Source organism: Devosia lacusdianchii (assembly GCF_022429625.1).
GTDB classification, from domain to species: domain Bacteria; phylum Pseudomonadota; class Alphaproteobacteria; order Rhizobiales; family Devosiaceae; genus Devosia; species Devosia lacusdianchii.
Map to the genome: position 1 here is coordinate 3,028,993 of NZ_CP092483.1, position 15,847 is coordinate 3,044,839.

15 protein-coding genes are annotated in these 15,847 nt (G+C 62.0%); 10 read left to right on the forward strand and 5 right to left on the reverse strand.

Annotated elements, in window-relative coordinates; all coding sequences use genetic code 11:
* Positions 1–47 precede the first annotated feature (47 nt).
* From MF606_RS14975 to MF606_RS14990, 4 genes are all read left to right on the forward strand, one after another.
* Positions 48–605 (forward strand): sigma-70 family RNA polymerase sigma factor, encoded by a 558-nt coding sequence (locus tag MF606_RS14975; RefSeq protein WP_240230147.1) that lies wholly within the window; start codon positions 48–50, stop codon positions 603–605.
* Positions 602–1,297 carry an anti-sigma factor gene (locus MF606_RS14980; RefSeq protein WP_240230148.1) on the forward strand — a complete coding sequence of 232 codons (696 nt, stop codon included), beginning with the start codon at positions 602–604 and terminating at the stop codon, positions 1,295–1,297. The genes MF606_RS14975 and MF606_RS14980 overlap by 4 nt, the downstream gene beginning before the upstream one ends.
* A gap of 72 nt (positions 1,298–1,369) precedes the next feature.
* A complete protein-coding gene (gene ychF, locus MF606_RS14985; RefSeq protein WP_240230149.1) occupies positions 1,370–2,467 on the forward strand; it encodes a redox-regulated ATPase YchF in 1,098 nt (365 codons plus the stop codon).
* Between the two features lie 4 nt (positions 2,468–2,471).
* Entirely contained in the window at positions 2,472–2,909 is a 438-nt protein-coding gene (locus tag MF606_RS14990) for a GNAT family N-acetyltransferase (protein WP_240230150.1), read from the forward strand.
* 4 nt (positions 2,910–2,913) lie between these two features.
* Here the strand turns inward: MF606_RS14990 and MF606_RS14995 are convergent, their stop codons facing one another.
* Positions 2,914–3,747, reverse strand: a complete 834-nt coding sequence (locus MF606_RS14995) for a phytanoyl-CoA dioxygenase family protein (RefSeq protein ID WP_240230151.1) — start codon at positions 3,745–3,747, stop codon at positions 2,914–2,916.
* Between the two features lie 85 nt (positions 3,748–3,832).
* Between MF606_RS14995 and MF606_RS15000 the strand changes: the two genes are divergently transcribed.
* Entirely contained in the window at positions 3,833–4,648 is an 816-nt protein-coding gene (locus MF606_RS15000) for a helix-turn-helix domain-containing protein (RefSeq protein ID WP_240230152.1), read from the forward strand.
* On the opposite strand, the gene MF606_RS15005 is transcribed toward MF606_RS15000, so the two are convergent.
* Positions 4,645–4,905 carry a hypothetical protein gene (locus tag MF606_RS15005; protein WP_240230153.1) on the reverse strand — a complete coding sequence of 87 codons (261 nt, stop codon included), beginning with the start codon at positions 4,903–4,905 and terminating at the stop codon, positions 4,645–4,647. The two genes, MF606_RS15000 and MF606_RS15005, sit on opposite strands and share 4 nt — an antisense overlap.
* A gap of 77 nt (positions 4,906–4,982) precedes the next feature.
* The gene (locus MF606_RS15010) at positions 4,983–5,903 is read right to left on the reverse strand and encodes a helix-turn-helix domain-containing protein (protein WP_240230154.1); all 921 of its coding nucleotides are present in this window, start codon (positions 5,901–5,903) and stop codon (positions 4,983–4,985) included.
* A gap of 161 nt (positions 5,904–6,064) precedes the next feature.
* Here MF606_RS15010 and MF606_RS15015 point away from each other — a divergent pair, with 161 nt between their 5' ends.
* From MF606_RS15015 to melA (MF606_RS15035), 5 genes are all read left to right on the forward strand, one after another.
* A complete protein-coding gene (locus MF606_RS15015; protein ID WP_240230155.1) occupies positions 6,065–8,137 on the forward strand; it encodes an ABC transporter substrate-binding protein in 2,073 nt (690 codons plus the stop codon).
* A 71-nt stretch (positions 8,138–8,208) separates the two neighbouring features.
* Positions 8,209–9,219: an ABC transporter permease gene (locus MF606_RS15020; protein WP_240230156.1), complete on the forward strand. Its 1,011-nt coding sequence runs from the start codon at positions 8,209–8,211 to the stop codon at positions 9,217–9,219.
* Between the two features lie 53 nt (positions 9,220–9,272).
* Complete coding sequence (locus tag MF606_RS15025; RefSeq protein WP_240233861.1) at positions 9,273–10,403, forward strand: ABC transporter permease; 1,131 nt, start codon at positions 9,273–9,275, stop codon at positions 10,401–10,403.
* Positions 10,404–10,414: 11 nt separating this feature from the next.
* Positions 10,415–12,085 carry an ABC transporter ATP-binding protein gene (locus MF606_RS15030; protein ID WP_240230157.1) on the forward strand — a complete coding sequence of 557 codons (1,671 nt, stop codon included), beginning with the start codon at positions 10,415–10,417 and terminating at the stop codon, positions 12,083–12,085.
* A gap of 11 nt (positions 12,086–12,096) precedes the next feature.
* Positions 12,097–13,467 (forward strand): alpha-glucosidase/alpha-galactosidase, encoded by a 1,371-nt coding sequence (melA, locus tag MF606_RS15035; protein WP_240233862.1) that lies wholly within the window; start codon positions 12,097–12,099, stop codon positions 13,465–13,467.
* Between the two features lie 229 nt (positions 13,468–13,696).
* Here the strand turns inward: melA (MF606_RS15035) and MF606_RS15040 are convergent, their stop codons facing one another.
* Both MF606_RS15040 and melA (MF606_RS15045) read right to left on the reverse strand, forming a co-directional pair.
* Positions 13,697–14,284, reverse strand: coding sequence for a LysE family translocator (locus tag MF606_RS15040; RefSeq protein ID WP_240230158.1), 588 nt, complete (start codon positions 14,282–14,284; stop codon positions 13,697–13,699).
* 71 nt (positions 14,285–14,355) lie between these two features.
* Positions 14,356–15,810, reverse strand: coding sequence for an alpha-glucosidase/alpha-galactosidase (gene melA / locus MF606_RS15045; RefSeq protein ID WP_240230159.1), 1,455 nt, complete (start codon positions 15,808–15,810; stop codon positions 14,356–14,358).
* Between the last annotated feature and the right edge of the window lie 37 nt (positions 15,811–15,847).

Here is a 15,847-nt window from a genome sequence, read left to right on the forward strand (position 1 = left end):
TATTCGCGGCCTTGCATCCATCGCGCCCCGACGCGTGTAAGGTCTGCATGATGATGCACCCGCAGCCGCGCAGCGAAGACATCGACGCCCTGTTGCCACGCATTGCTGCTGGCGACCGAAATGCACTGGCCGTCCTGTTCGATGGGGAAGCCGGCCGCCTGATCGCCATCGCCCGCCGCATCGTCCGCCGACCGGACCTCGCCGAGGAAGTCGTGCAGGATGCCTTCGTCTCCATCTGGCAGCGGGCATCGCAGTTCGACGGGAGGCGCGGCAATGCTCGCGCCTGGATCGCCACAATCGTGCGCAATCGGGCGTTGAACCTGGTGCGCGACGGCAGCCGGATAGACTATCACGACGACCAGACGCTGACCGACCTTGGCGACCGGTCCGTCGACGCCCTCAATGCCTTCGATGCGCTGGCCGAACGCGACGCGCTCAAGGCCTGCCTCGGCGCCCTCGACGAAACCAAGCGCAAGGCAATCCTGCTTTGCTATGTGACCGGGCTTAACCACGGTGAGGTGGCCGCCACCCTGAACGCCCCGCTGGGCACGGTAAAGGCCTGGATCCGACGCGGCACCATCGCCTTGCAGGAGTGCCTGTCATGACCCGGGAAGAGCGCCTCGCACAGGCTGGCGACTACGTGCTCGGACTCATGGACGAGTCTCAGCGCGCCGCATTTGAAGCCGCGATGGCGGATGACGCCGAACTGCTCGCTGCCGTCGATCGACTGACGCGGCAAATGGCGAGCCTTGACGATACGGCTACGCCAGTCGCTGCGAGCCGTGACCTGTGGTCGAAAATCGAAAATAGGCTTGCAGAAATGCCCAAGCATGCTGCCAGCACGCCGCCCCCTGCCCGGCGGCCTGTCTTGCAGAACTGGTACGCCATGGCCGCCAGCGTCATCGTCGCCCTCGGTCTCGGCTACGCCGCCGGCAACGTCCTGCGAACCCCGCCGGAGCCCACGGTCATCGCCGTGCTGCTCAACCAGACCGACGCCAGCCCCGCGGTAATCGTCGAGGCCTTTGCCGATGACAGTGTCCATCTGGTGCCGCTCGACAATTTCGAGGTTCCCGAGGGCAAAATCCTGCAGGTCTGGACCCTGCCCGACCCGGAAACCGGGCCAGTATCGCTGGGCACGCTGACTGCGTCGCAAGACATCCGCCTCGCCGGCCCCAACCTGCCCTTGCCGCAGAACGGGCAGCTTTACGAAATCACGCTGGAACCGGCGCCCGGATCGCCGACGGGCCGCCCCACCGGCCCGATTCTGGTCAAGGGATTTGCCAAACCGCCGGTCTGATGCGCGGCGCTGCGCATTGACATCGCGCCCGATCCGAACCAAGTGGAGGCCAACAGTTTCCGGAGCTTCCCCATGGGTTTCAAGATGGGCATCGTTGGCCTGCCAAATGTCGGCAAGTCGACCCTTTTCAACGCGCTGACACGCACCGCAGCAGCAGCAGCAGCAAACTTTCCGTTCTGCACCATCGAGCCCAATGTGGGCGACGTGCCGGTGCCCGATGCCCGTCTGCAAAAGCTGGCCGCCATCGGCAAGTCCGTCAATGTTCTGCCCGCTCGCATGAGCTTTGTGGACATTGCAGGCCTCGTGAAGGGCGCATCCAAGGGCGAAGGCCTGGGTAATCAGTTCCTCGCCAATATCCGAGAATGCGACGCCATCGCCTATGTGCTGCGTTGCTTTGAAGACGGCAACATCATCCATGTCGCCAACAAGGTCGATCCACTGGCCGATGCCGAAGTGGTCGAGACCGAGTTGATGCTGGCTGACCTCGAAAGCCTCGAGAAGCGCCGCAGCGGCGTCGAGAAGAAGGCCAAGGGCAATGACAAGGAAGCCAAGGTCACGCTCGATCTGATCGATCGTTCACTGGTGCTGCTGCGCGAAGGCAAGTCCGCCCGTTTCGTCGAGCGCTCGGCCGAGGAAGAAAAGGCCTTCCAGGAACTGCAGCTGCTCACCTCCAAGCCCGTGCTTTACGTCTGCAATGTCGACGAAGGTTCGGCCGAAGGCGGCAATGCCATGAGCAAGTCGGTGGAAGACTATGCCCATGCCAATGGCGCTGGCGTTGTCATCATCTCCGCCGAAATCGAGAGCCAGCTCGCCCAGCTTCCCGATGCTGAGCAGGCCGAATATCTGGAATCGCTGGGCCTGCACGAGGCCGGCCTCAACCGACTGATCCGCGAGGCCTATGCGCTGCTGGGCCTGCAGACCTATTTCACCGTCGGCCCCAAGGAAACCCGCGCCTGGACCATCCATAAGGGCGACAAGGCTCCGGCAGCGGCAGGCGTGATCCACTCCGACTTCGAACGCGGCTTCATCCGCGCCCAGACCATCGGCTACGAGGATTTCGTGACGCTGGGCGGCGAAGTTGCCGCCAAGGAAGCCGGCAAGGCGCGTGACGAAGGCAAGGAATACGTCGTCAAGGACGGCGACGTGATGCTGTTCAAATTCAACACCTAGGGCGATGTTCGCGCTCGCGCCTGTCATACCCGACGTGGCGGGTTTCGACGACCTGCTGCAGGAGAGCCTCGCCGAAGGGCACAGGATGCTGCTGCGGTTCGACGAGAGCTGGCGCAGCGGTAGCAACAGGTTTGAGCGTCCGGGCGAGACCGTCCTTGGACTGTTGGACGACCGGGTGCTTGTCGGCATCTGCGGACGAAACATCGACCCGTATGACATCAATCCGCGCGCCGGCCGCGTGCGGCATCTCTATGTCGGGCAGTCAGTACGACGCCGTGGTGCCGGTCGGCTTTTGATCGCGGCAATCCTCGACGGTGCCGCAACCCATTTCGACTATCTCAACACCAATGCACCCGATACGGCCTTTGCGTTCTACGAACGCCTGGGCTTTGCGCACCTGCCGGGCGTCGACCACGTGACGCACAGGATCACGGTCGGCTAGCCCCTTAGTGCGGCCCCATCGGTGCGGCCTGCGTCGTGCCACAGGGTCCGCCATCCATGTTGGTCGCGATATCCTGCCGATGGCCGTCGAAGCTCATGGCCTCGTACCAGTGGCTCATCTCGACCGTGCTGGCCGGGACATAGTGGAAGATCAGCGAGCGGCGGAAGCGGTCGGGGCTGGTGTTGGGCGTCGAACCATGGATGACGCTGCCGTTGAAGAACAGCACATCCCCCGCCTTGAGCTGCATCATCTGCGGTTCGAGGCCGGCCGGTGGCTCGACATGCTCGGTGGTGAAGAACAGCGCCGGATCCGACGGTTCCGGGCAGGCAATGTCGAGCATGGCGGTCTGGGGTACACACATCATGCCGCCATTGCCCGCGTCGGCGTCGTCCACCGCGACCCAGGCCGCCATGCAGGTGCCAGGCTTCACGCGGAGATAGAAGTTGTCCTGATGCAGATCCTGCCCGCGCGCGCCGGGCGGCTTGAAGTAGAACATGGATTGGCAGGCAAACGGTTCCTCGCCAAAAAGGTCGGCCAGGATAGGTCGTAGTCGCGGGTCGAACATGTAGCGAGCCGCCACCTCCCCGACCGGTTTGTCGGCATGCTTATGCGGATGCATCATGCGTGGGAACCGACTCAGCGGATCGGCACCCACAGGCGCACCTTCCCTGACCCGAGGGACATCCGAAAGGCCGGGCACCGGGCCGTCGGCCGCCGCCTGCATAAAAGTGTCGCGAATCTCGGCGATTTCATCCAGGCCGATCAAGCCCCGGATGGCCAAAAAACCATCGCGCCCAAACTGGGCCTTCTGTGCCGCATCCAAACCAGCATGTGCCATTTCGATCTCCTCCTGCGGTCAATCTAAGAAGGAACGCCCGCTTCGCGCCATGGAGTGTCCTGCCGATCATATGTAATATCCTGCTATGACCGATCCTTCCGAAACCGCGCATACAACCGTACTCAACCTGCTCACCGGGTTCTTTCACGAGACATCGGGCTATCGCGCCGTTCGCCGGAACGGCGTCAGGGACTGGCTGCTCATCCACACCGTCGGCGGACGCGGACGTTTTGGTCATGCCGGTGGCGAGTTGATCTCCGAGATCGGCGACTGGGTGCTGCTGCGGCCCGGCACACCGCACGACTATGGTGTCGAACCATCGCTCCAGCGCTGGGACCTGCTCTGGGCCCATTTCCAGCCACGGCCGGACTGGCTGGCGTGGATGAATTGGCCAAAGGTGGCCGACGGTCTGATGCGCTTGCACATCGAGGGTGAAGCGTTGAGCGCGCAGTTCGCCGAGGTGCATGCCCTGCTCAACAGCCAGAAAATTCGCCGCGAGGCCTTCGCCATGAACGCGCTGGAAGCGCTGCTGCTCCACATCGATGCACACAATGGGCACGGCGACGTACTGGCCGGCGATGCGCGGGTCGCGCGCGCGATGCACTATCTAGACCAACACCTGGCCGACAAGGTTCTGATCGACGACGTCGCCAACGCCGTCAGCCTGTCCCCCTCGCGCCTGGCGCATTTATTCAAGGACGAGTCGGGGCAGACTGTGCAGGGCTATCTCGAGGCACGGCGCATGCAGGTCGCCGCCGATCTGCTCCGGCGCACCAGCTTCCCCGTCAAGCAGGTGGCAGCGGCCGCAGGGTTCGAAAGCCAGTTCTACTTCTCCCAGCGTTTCAGCCGCTGGACGGGCATGTCTCCCCTCGCCTTCCGTCGGCGACAGGACCCGAGCTAATGCACCAGATCACCCCACTCATGATGCCACAGGCTCTCATCCTCGACCCAGACGAACACGCCCAACAGCTCGTATCGCGCCCGCGCCACACCCGCCCGGACGAGCGCAACATCGGGGTCGGTTGGAAACGTGGTGCACTCGATACCCCAGGTCGTCACCTCTGCCGTGGGTAGCGCGCCATCACGCCATATCCGCACAAAGGCAGCAGTCCTTGGAACTTCGTCGACGCTCTCGACCCGGTAATAGACTTCCCGCATGGCAACACCATTTGTTGACCATGCGATCGTGGGCGCGATCGCTTAAGAGGCGGCTGCGCAGGGCATGCGGGCATTCCCTACCCTTCGATCGTATCTTTGCGCATCTGGCTCGGCGTCATCCCATAGGCCTTGCGGAAATGCTCATAGAACTGGGTTTGGCTGACAAAGCCTGACTGAAACGCCACATTGGCGATGGACAGGCTGCCGTCGAACAGCAACGAGCGCGCCCGGATCAACCGCATGCGGGTGACGAATTTCTGCACGGAAATATGCATCACCTTGGTGAAAAGGTTGGTGGCATAGTTGGGATGCAGGCCCACCACGTCGGCGATGCTGTCGGCGCTGAGCGGGTCGGTGATGTTCTCCACGATGTGGCGCACCATGCGGACCACATAACGCACCGGGGACCCCGTACGCGTCCGCGTGCCAGTGCCCTCCACCCAGGCCGGCAACAGCGTGTCCCACCCCGTAATGGCGGCGCGGCGAAACATGGTGCCGATTTCGGCGCGAACGATATCGGTGCGGAGCGCATTGCCGCTGCGATAGTCCTGGTGCCAACGCTCCAGCGTTTCGAGACCGATGCAATCCGGATTGAGCTGAATGACACCGCCGCCCATCAGAGTCTCTGTGAGGCGGCCGAGCTGCGGCATTTCGAGGAACGCGTCCATGGGCAGGTAGATATTGTGCTGCCGCCCGTCGCCCACCTCGTGCAGGGCCACCGTCTGATGCGGAATGCCGGCCCAGAAGGCCACCAGCCGCCCATCGCCCACGGTGACCGGCCCGCCATCGAACACGTAGTCCATCCGCCCGGCGGTCAGCCAATTGAATTCAATATGCCCGTGGCTATGGGGCTGTGGCATGATCTGGGGGGCAAAAGAACGGATGCCGAACCGGCCAAAGGCCTTGCCCGACGAGTAGAAGCTGCGGTCCGGTCGCGGCGTGGGCCGCGGCGCGCGCTCGCGCTTGGGGCGACTGTCGAGAGTCTTTTCAACAATCATACTTATCGGCTCATATCTTAGAAACCCGAAATAAGTCTCTATCATTCCGGATTGTTTCGGCCAAGGCAAGGCGTACCATTTTGGGGTGAGCACGGAACAAGACTGGAAGGGAGTATCCGGTCGGCGGCAGCCAATGCCGTTCCGCTGCTATGGGAGGAATGATGAGAAGACATGCGATTGCCCTTGGCGGGGCGAGCTTGATGCTGGGCGTCTCACTGCTTGCAGTGCAGGCCCAGGAACTGACCGGCGAACTGCCCGATCCGCCGGCGTTCGCCGCACAGAGCGAACCGAACTTCGTCAGCGTCACCGATATTCTGGAATACAAGGCGCTGCCCGAATACCACGAGCCCGATTGGGTCACCTCGAAATATGTCGACGCCGGCACCCTGCCGCCTGTCGCTGAACGTCTCCCCAAGGAGCCGCTCGTCTTCAAGACCGGCGACATGCCTGATGGCATCGGTGTTTACGGCGACACCATGCGCCATGTGATTGGCGGACGCCCGGAAGGCTGGAACTATATCGGCGGTCAGTCCCAGGGTTGGGGTGGCATCGACATCGGTCTATCCGAATGTCTGACTCGCACCGGGCCACTGTTCGAGGTCAAGGCCGACGAACTCGAGCCTCTCCCCAACCTCGCCAAGAGCTGGGAATGGTCCGAAGACGGGCACGAGCTGACGATGAAGCTCATCGAAGGTGCAAAATGGTCCGACGGCGACCCCTTTGATGCCGATGACGTCATGTTCTATTGGAACGACAATATCCTCGACACCAACGTTTCCCCGCTCAACGGTGGCACGCCAGAGACCTTCGGTGTTGGCACGACTCTGGAAGCCCTGGATCCCTACACGATCAAGTGGACCTTCAAGGAAGTCCGGCCGACCCAGTACCTCTATGCCATGGCCTACGGCACGTTCTGCCCGGGTCCGAGCCATATCCTCAAACCCGAGCATCCCAAGTACAACGCCGAGAATACCTACGAGGAATACAAGAACGCCTTCCCGCCGGAATACATGAACATTCCGGTGATGGGTGCCTGGGTGCCGGTAGAATATCGTCCTGACGACATCATCGTCATGCGCCGCAACCCCTACTATTGGAAGACCGACGAGAACGGCAACCAGCTCCCCTACCTCAACGAGCTGCACTACCGCCTCTCGACCTGGGCTGACCGCGACGTTCAGGCTGTTGCCGGTTCGGGCGACTTCTCCAACCTCGAACAGGCCGAAAGCTATGTCGAGGCCCTGAAGCGTTCGGCTGAAGACACTGCCCCTGCCCGTCTGCAGTTCGGCGCCCGCACCATTGGATATGCGCTGGACTTCAACTTCTCGGCCAATGGCTGGGGTGAACCCGACGCGCGCGCCCAGTCGGTGCGTGAACTCAACCGCAATCTCGATTTCCGCAAGGCAATCTCGATCGCGATCGACCGCCAGCGCCTCGGCGACTCGCTTGTCCGTGGTCCGTTTACCGCCATCTACCCCGGCGGGCTCTATGCCGGAACCGCCTACTACGACAAGGCTTCGACGGTCTATTATCCGTTCAACCTGGACGCAGCGAATGACCTGCTCGATGGCATCGGCCTAACCGATACCGACGGCAACGGCGTCCGCAACTTCCCCGATGGCGGCGCCGACGTCGAAATCACGTTGCTGGCAAACACTGACTACGCCACCGACACCAACCTGGCCGAAGGCGTCATAGCCATGATGGAACCGCTCGGTCTCCGCGTCATCGCCAACTTCCAGCAGGGTACTGCCCGCGATGACATGCAGCAGGCTGGCCAGTTCGACTGGCACGTCCGCCGCCAGGGCTCCGAGATGGTTTCGGTGGTTCAGGGCACGGCAGGCCTGGCTCCAACCGGCCCGCGCACCAGCTACTTCCACCGCGCTGGTACCGGCGACGTGCTCGACCTGCTCCCCTTCGAGCAGGAACTTGTCGACACCGTGAACGCATTCATCGCCACCAGCGATAATGCCGAACGCGTCGAACTGATGAAGAAGTATCAGCAGATCTTCACCGAGAATGTCTATTCGGTGGGCCTGACCCAGTACCCGGGTGCGCTGATCATCAACAAGCGCTTTGCCAATATCCCGGCCGGTGCTCCGATCTTCATGTTCAACTGGGCCGAAGACAACATCATCCGCGAGCGTGTCTTCGTACCTGCCGACGCACAGGGCGACTACGAACTGCATCCCGAAACGCTGCCAGGCGCGCCTGGCTCCGCCGGCCCGATGTGATCGTCGTCTAGCGTAGCGAACCCTGGCAGGGGGATGTCGTCCCCCTGCCCTCAACGGAAAGGCTTGCGGCCATGCTTCGATTTCTGACCATGCGCGTCTTGGGCGCGATCCCTTTGCTGTTCCTGCTCAGCATCGTGACCTTCGCCATCATTCAGGCGCCTCCGGGCGACTACGGCGACACCATCCGCTCCATGCTGATCAACCAGGGCGGCGTGCCGCCTGCACAAGCCGAAGCACAGGCCGAAATCTATCGCCAGGCCAACGGCCTCAATGACCCTCTCGTTGTCCAGTATTTCCGCTGGATAACCGGCATCGTCACCCGCTTCGATTTCGGCCATTCCTTCTTCTACAACAAGGAAGTCGGCCAGGTCGTTACCGAGCGCCTGCCTGCCACGATCGCACTGGCGCTAGTCTGCCACATCCTCGCGTCTTTCCTGGGTATCGGTCTCGGCATTCTCGCCGCCACCCGTCAGTATTCGTGGGTCGATACCGGCCTCGGCGTCCTCTCGTTCCTCGGCATGACGATCCCGCGCTTCCTGCTGGCGATCATCATCCTCTACATCCTCGTGTTCCGCATGAATGTCAGCGAGGTCGGGATGTTCTTCTCCGCCCGCTATGGCGGCGCGCCCTGGAGCTGGGACAAGTTCGTCAACCTCATGACCCACATCTGGCCGGTGATCTTCATCGCCACGTTCGGCGGCCTGGCCTACAATATGCGCGTGATGCGGGCGAACCTGCTCGACGTGCTCAACAGCCAATATGTCGAAACGGCACGCGCCAAGGGCCTGCCCGAAGGTGCGGTGATCATGAAGCACGCTGTGCCCAATGCCCTGCACCCACTCGTCGCCTACCAGGGCGTGGTGCTGCCCTACATGCTGACCGGCGAGATCGAAGTCGCCATCGTCTTCGGTCTCGCCACCGTGGGTCCGGCCATTGTGGGCTCCATGGGCGTCGGCGACGTCTACGTCACCGCCACTTTCATGCTGGTGCTCGCAGCCACGCTGATCATTGGCAACATCATCTCCGACGTGCTGCTGGTCGCCCTCGATCCCCGCGTCCGGCTAGGAGGAGGCGCAGAATGAGCACCACCGATACCCGCTCATCCATTCCGCTGCCGCCCGACGCCGGCGGCCCCATGCCAACCCCGGCAGAAGAGGCCGCGAACCCCAAGGTCGTGGTCACGCGGTTCGGCAGTGGCAATGAAGGCTATGCCACGCTCGTATGGCGCCGCTTTCGGCGCTCGCCCATGGGCATGGTCGGGCTGATCCTCGTCGCCATCATGCTGGTGGTGTCCATCTTCGCCGACTTCTTCGCGCCGATGGACCCCAAAGAGGCCAACCTGCCCTTCGCGCCGCCCGATGTCATCGCCTTCGAAGACCCGGCCGGCAATTTCAGCCTCATCCCCTATGTCTATCCAATTGGCGATACCGGCGAATTCGACCCGATCACCTTCCAGCCACTGACTGGCTTGATCAAGGACAACCCGACTCCGACAGGCTTCTTCGTGCCTGGCTACAGCTACAATTTCCTGTGGTTCATCCCGTCCAATATCCACTTCTTCGGCGCGACGGATGGAAGGCCGATCCAATTGCTTGGCACCGACAAGTTCGGCCGCGATATCCTGTCGCGTGGCATTGTCGGCTCCCGCATCTCGCTGATGATCGCTCTGGCCGTGGTGACGCTGACCACCATTGTCGGCACCCTCGTGGGCATCACCTCGGGCTATATCGGTGGACGCCTCGACAATTGGGTCCAGCGCTTCGTCGATTTCGTCCTCGCCTTCCCGCAGCTGCCGCTCTATCTGGCGCTGACCTCGCTCATCCCGGTGACGGCCCCATCCAATGTGTTCCTCACTTTCGTGATCTTCGTCATGGCCGTACTGGGCTGGGCGCAATTGAGCCGTGAAGTGCGCTCCAAGACCCTGTCGCTGGCCCGCATCGAATATGTCCGCGCCGCCATCGCCGTCGGCGCCACTGATAGCCGCATCATCACCCGGCACATCCTGCCCAACGTGCTCAGCCACATCATCGTGGCCGTGACGATGGCCATTCCGAGCGTGGTGCTGCTGGAAAGCTTCCTCGGCTTCCTCGGCTTCGCGGTGAAGCCGCCGCTGATCTCGTGGGGCCTGATGCTCCAGGATACCGGCACCTTCTCGGTAATCGGGTCCTATCCCTGGATCTTATCCCCCGTCGTGTTCGTGCTGATCACCGTTTTCGCCTTCAATGCGCTCGGTGACGGCCTGCGCGACGCCATCGACCCGTATTGAGGAGCAGGCAGATGACCGAACCCAGCTACACGCCCGTTTCCGATACGCGTCACGATCTCGGCAGCCACGGCCGCGAACTTATCCTCGATGCCCGCAATGTGGGTGTAGACTTCAAGGTCGAAGGCGGCACGGTGAACGCCGTGCGCGACGTCTCCTTCCAGCTCCACAAAGGCGAGACCATCGCCCTTGTGGGGGAAAGCGGCTCGGGTAAATCTGTGACCGCCCGCACGCTGATGAAACTACTGACCAAGCGGGCGACGATCCTGCCCAATACGCAGATCACATTGAGCGGTCAGGATATCGTCAAGATGAGCGACCGCGACATGCGGAAGCTGCGCGGCAACGATATTGCCATGATTTTCCAGGAGCCGATGAGCTCGCTGAACCCGGTCTATACGATCGGCCAGCAGATCTGCGAGATCATCCACCTGCACAACAGGATGAGCCGCAAGGAGGCGATGGATAAGGCCGAGGCGCTGCTGACTGAAGTGCAGATCCCTGAGCCGCGCGCTCGCCTCAACAACTATCCGCACCAGCTATCGGGCGGCCAGCGCCAGCGCGTGATGATCGCCATGGCGCTGGCCAACCGGCCGGATGTGCTGATCGCCGACGAACCGACCACCGCGCTCGATGTGACCGTGCAGGCTCAGATCCTCAACCTGATCAAGGACCTCAAGGACAAGTATGGCATGGCGGTGATCCTCATCACCCATGACCTGACCGTGGTCCGCCAGTTCAGCGAATATGTCTATGTGATGCAGAATGGCCGCGTGCAGGAGCACAACGCCACCGAGGCTTTGTTCGCCAATCCGACCCATGCCTATACCAAGCACCTGCTGGCCTCGGAGCCCAAGGGTACAGCGCTGCCGCTGGAAGACGGCGCCCACGAAACGGTGCTCGAAGGCAAGGAGGTGAAGGTCAGCTTCACCCTCAAGCGCGGCGGATTCTTCAAGCCGGATTTCTTCGAACTCAAGGCCGTCGACAATCTCGACATCAAGCTGATGCGTCACGAAACGCTGGGTATTGTTGGCGAATCCGGGTCCGGCAAGACCACGTTCGGGCAAGCACTGATCCGGCTGATCGGCAACCAGGGTGGTGAGATTTACTTCGACGGCGAGCGCATTGACAACAAGGATCGCCAGGCGATGCGGCCGCTGCGCAGCCGCATGCAGATCGTGTTCCAGGACCCGTTTGCCAGCCTCAATCCGCGCATGTCGATCCGCCAGATCATCGAGGAAGGGCTGATCGTCAACAATATCGGCGCCAACCGGACCGAACGGGGCGACCGTGTGCGCCAGGCTTTGCGCGATGCCGGCATGCCGGACGGCATCCTCAACCGCTTTCCGCACGAATTCTCGGGCGGCCAGCGCCAGCGCATCGCTATCGCCCGGGCCATTGCGCTCGAGCCGGAATTCATCCTGCTCGACGAACCAACTTCCGCTCTCGACCTGTCCGTTCAGGCCCAGATCATCGACCTGCTGCGCAAGCTGCAGGACGAAAAGGGCCTCTCCTACCTCTTCATCAGCCACGACCTCAAAGTCGTTCGGGCCCTCTGCCACCGCGTCATGGTGATGCAATATGGCAAGATCGTCGAACAGGGTCCGGTTGCCGACGTCCTCACCAACCCGCAAACCGAATACACGGCCCGCCTCGTTCGCGCCGCCTTCGAAATAGCCGCCTAGCTGGAGCATTCATTATGGCAAATCCCAAAATCACCTTTATCGGCGCCGGCTCGGCCGTGTTCATGAAGAACATTGTCGGCGACATCCTGCAGCGCCCCGCATTGGCGGGCGCCACCATCCGCCTGATGGATATCAACCCGACGCGCCTGGAAGAGAGCGAGATCATCGCCAAGAAACTGATCGCCACCCTCGGCGTTTCGGCTCAGGTGGAGACCTATTCCAATCAGCGCCAGTCGCTGGATGGCACCAACTTCGTTGTCGTCTGCTTCCAGATTGGCGGCTACGAGCCCTCGACCGTGGTCGATTTCGAAGTGCCCAAGAAGTACAATCTGCGCCAGACCATTGCCGACACGCTGGGCGTCGGCGGCATCATGCGCGGCCTCCGGACGGTGCCGCATTTGTGGAGCATCTGCGAAGACATGCTGCAGGTGGCGCCCGACGCGATCATGCTGCAATACGTCAACCCGATGGCCATCAACACTTGGGCCATTTCGGAAAAATACCCCACCATCAAGCAGGTCGGCCTCTGCCACTCGGTGCAGGGCACGGCGATGGAATTGGCCCACGACCTCGACATTCCCTACGAGGAAATCCGCTACAAGTCGGCCGGCATCAACCACATGGCCTTCTATCTCAAGTTCGAGCACCGCCAGCCCGATGGCTCGTATAAGGACCTCTACCCGGACCTGCACCGCGCCTATGCCGAAGGCCGCGCGCCAAAGCCGACCTGGAACCCGCGCTGCCCCAATAAGGTGCGCTACGAGATGATGACGCGCCTCGGCTATTTCGTGACCGAAAGCTCCGAGCACTTCGCCGAATACACGCCCTACTTCATCAAGGAAGGCCGCGAGGACATCATCGAGAAGTTCGGCATTCCGCTGGATGAGTACCCCAAGCGCTGCGTCGAGCAGATCGCCAAGTGGAAGAAGACCTCGGAAGACTACCGCAAGGCCGACCGCATCGAGGTCGCCCAGTCCAAGGAATACGCTTCATCCATCGTCAACTCGGTGTGGACCGGCGAGCCTTCGGTGATCTACGGCAATCTGCGCAACAATGGCGTCATCACCAACCTGCCCAACAATGCCGCGGTGGAAGTGGCCTGCCTCGTCGATGACAATGGCCTGCAGCCAACCTTTGTCGGTGACCTGCCGCCACAGCTGACCGCGCTGATCCGCACCAATATCAACGTGCAGGAACTAACCGTAGCAGCGCTGATGACCGAAAATCGCGAGCACATCTATCATGCTGCGATGATGGACCCCCACACCGCCGCCGAGCTGGATCTGGAGCAGATCTGGAACCTCGTCGACGACCTCACCGAAGCCCATGGCACCTGGCTGCCCGAATGGGCCCGCGGTTCCCGGAAGCAGCGCGTGGCGTAATTCGCGGCGCATATCCTCCCTCTGCTTCCAAAGGACGGCCCCGGTGCGAAAGCATCGGGGCCGTTTGGGCTTTGGGGAGACTATTCCCTTGATGGCCTTCGATGTTTCCACCTCCGCCGTCGCTTCCCGCGGACTTGATCCGCGGGTCTCTCGTCGCCTGTGCCGAGTTGAGAGTGACCCGCGGATCAAGTCCGCGGGAGGCGACCGTGGGTAGGATGGACAGAGGTGCTCACAACAATCCCTGCACAGTCTGCACCACCAGCAGGGTTGCAAACACCGCCAGCGCTACGGCGGTGATCCGCTCAACCCGCGACGACGTCAGCAGACCTGACGACGACCTGGCCGCGACCGCGCCCAACGTCATCCAACCCACAGCAGTCCCAACTACCAGCACTGTGAATATTGCCAGAAACGGCAGCCGCGCCACGAAGCCGACATGCGGAAAGATGGCAAAGGCAAAGACCAGCGCTTTCGGGTTGATCAGCGTGGTGGCGAAGACCCGGCCCAAGGTAATGCCGCGCTGGGCCAGATCGGCATGTCCGGCATTGACCCACAGCTTCCACGCCGACCAGACAAGGAAAGCCGCAGCGACGAACTTGGCGATAACAGGGACCAGCGGCTGGCTCGCCGCGGCGGCGCCGACCAGCTCGATCCACACAGTGATTGCAATGAAATAGCCGCCGAGTTCGCCCGCCAGCAGCGGCAGCGAACGGACCACGCCGCGTTGCGCCCCGGCCGCCGCCATAAGCGTATTTGTAGGCCCCGGCGTGGCCAGCAAAGCCAGCAGGGCAAGAACGAAAGGCAGCAGATCACTCATGAGATGGTGGTAGCAGAAAACGGGGCGGGCGCACCACTGCCCGCCCCAAATCGAGCTTTATTCGCAGCGGGTTAGTGATGCCCGCCAGTCATCTCGCGCAGCTCTTCCACCGAGCGGACGCGCTTGCGAGCGGCGCCTTCCCAGTCGCTGGTCTTGACGGTGGACTTGGCGATTCGTTCCTTGGCGGCAGGCACGGCGTCGGCATATTGCGGCAGCCACTGGGCTTGCGCCACGACCATCTCGTCGACCATGGCCCAGACCTCGTCGGGCGTGCAGATGGCGCCGACCAGCGGGTCATGCAGCACGGCGAGCTTGAGCGTATCGATGTTGCCGGTCATCGCCGCTTCCACCGAGAGACGCTGGACCGAAACGGATACCGAGCAGGTTGCCGCGCAGGCGGTCGGCAGGGTGATGCCTTCGACCATGTTGATGCCGAAGCGATCGACAAAGCCGGGGCTTTCGATGATGGCGTCGTCCGGCAGATTGGTGATGATGCCGTTGTTGCGGCGGTTGAAATGGCCGCGATAGGTGCGCCCGGTTTCCATGGCCTCGATGATGTAGCTGGCATGCTCACTGGTCCGCTTGTGTTCGCTGAGCGGCTTGTTGGCCTGCTCCTTGAACATTGGGAAGTCGGTCTCGAACCAGTTGCGGCGCTCGGTCGAATGGCGCAGGTAACCGCCGGTTTCGCCGTGGATCCAGTCGCTCATGTCGATCCAGCGATTGATCTCGTTTGGACGCTTGCGATACCAGGGCAGGTACTCGCTGAGATGGCCGTTGGACTCGGTGGAGTAGACCCCGAAGCGCTTGAGAACGTCGATGCGGACCTTTTCCTGCTTGGAATAGACCGGGTGCTTCTCGAAGCCATCAAGCAGCTCGTCGGCTTCGATCTTGCGGCCCTTGGCGCGAATGTCGATGTACCAGGTCTGGTGGTTGATGCCCGAGCAGACATAGTCGAGCTCGCTATCGGCAACGCCGAGAACCTGGGCGATCTGATGGGCGCCATGCTGCACGCCATGGCAGAGGCCGACCACGTTGACGCCGCCATATTGCTCGGCCGCCCAGGTATTCATGGCCATGGGGTTGGCATAGTTGAGGAACAGCGCGCCGGGCTCGGCTACTTCCCTGATATCCTTGCAGAAATCGAGAATGACCGGAATGTTACGCTGCCCGTAGAGAATGCCGCCGGCGCAGATGGTGTCGCCCACGCATTGATCGACGCCATACTTGAGCGGGATGCGAATGTCGGTGGCAAAGGCCTCGAGCCCGCCGACGCGAACGCAGCTCATGACGTAGCGCGCGCCAGTGATGGCCGCGCGGCGGTCAGTGGTTGCCGTGACCTTGGCCGGCAGTTTGTTGACCGAGACGATGGTCTCGATGATCTGCTTGGCCATGTCGAGATTGGCCGGATTGATGTCGGTCAGCGCGAACTCGCAATCAACGAATTCCGGCACCTTGAGCAGGTCGGAAATGAGGGTCTTGGTGAAGCCGATCGACCCGGCGCCGATGACCGTGACCTTGAATGACATGATGGTCCTCCAGAAGCAGCAGGTGCTGCAAGCATGC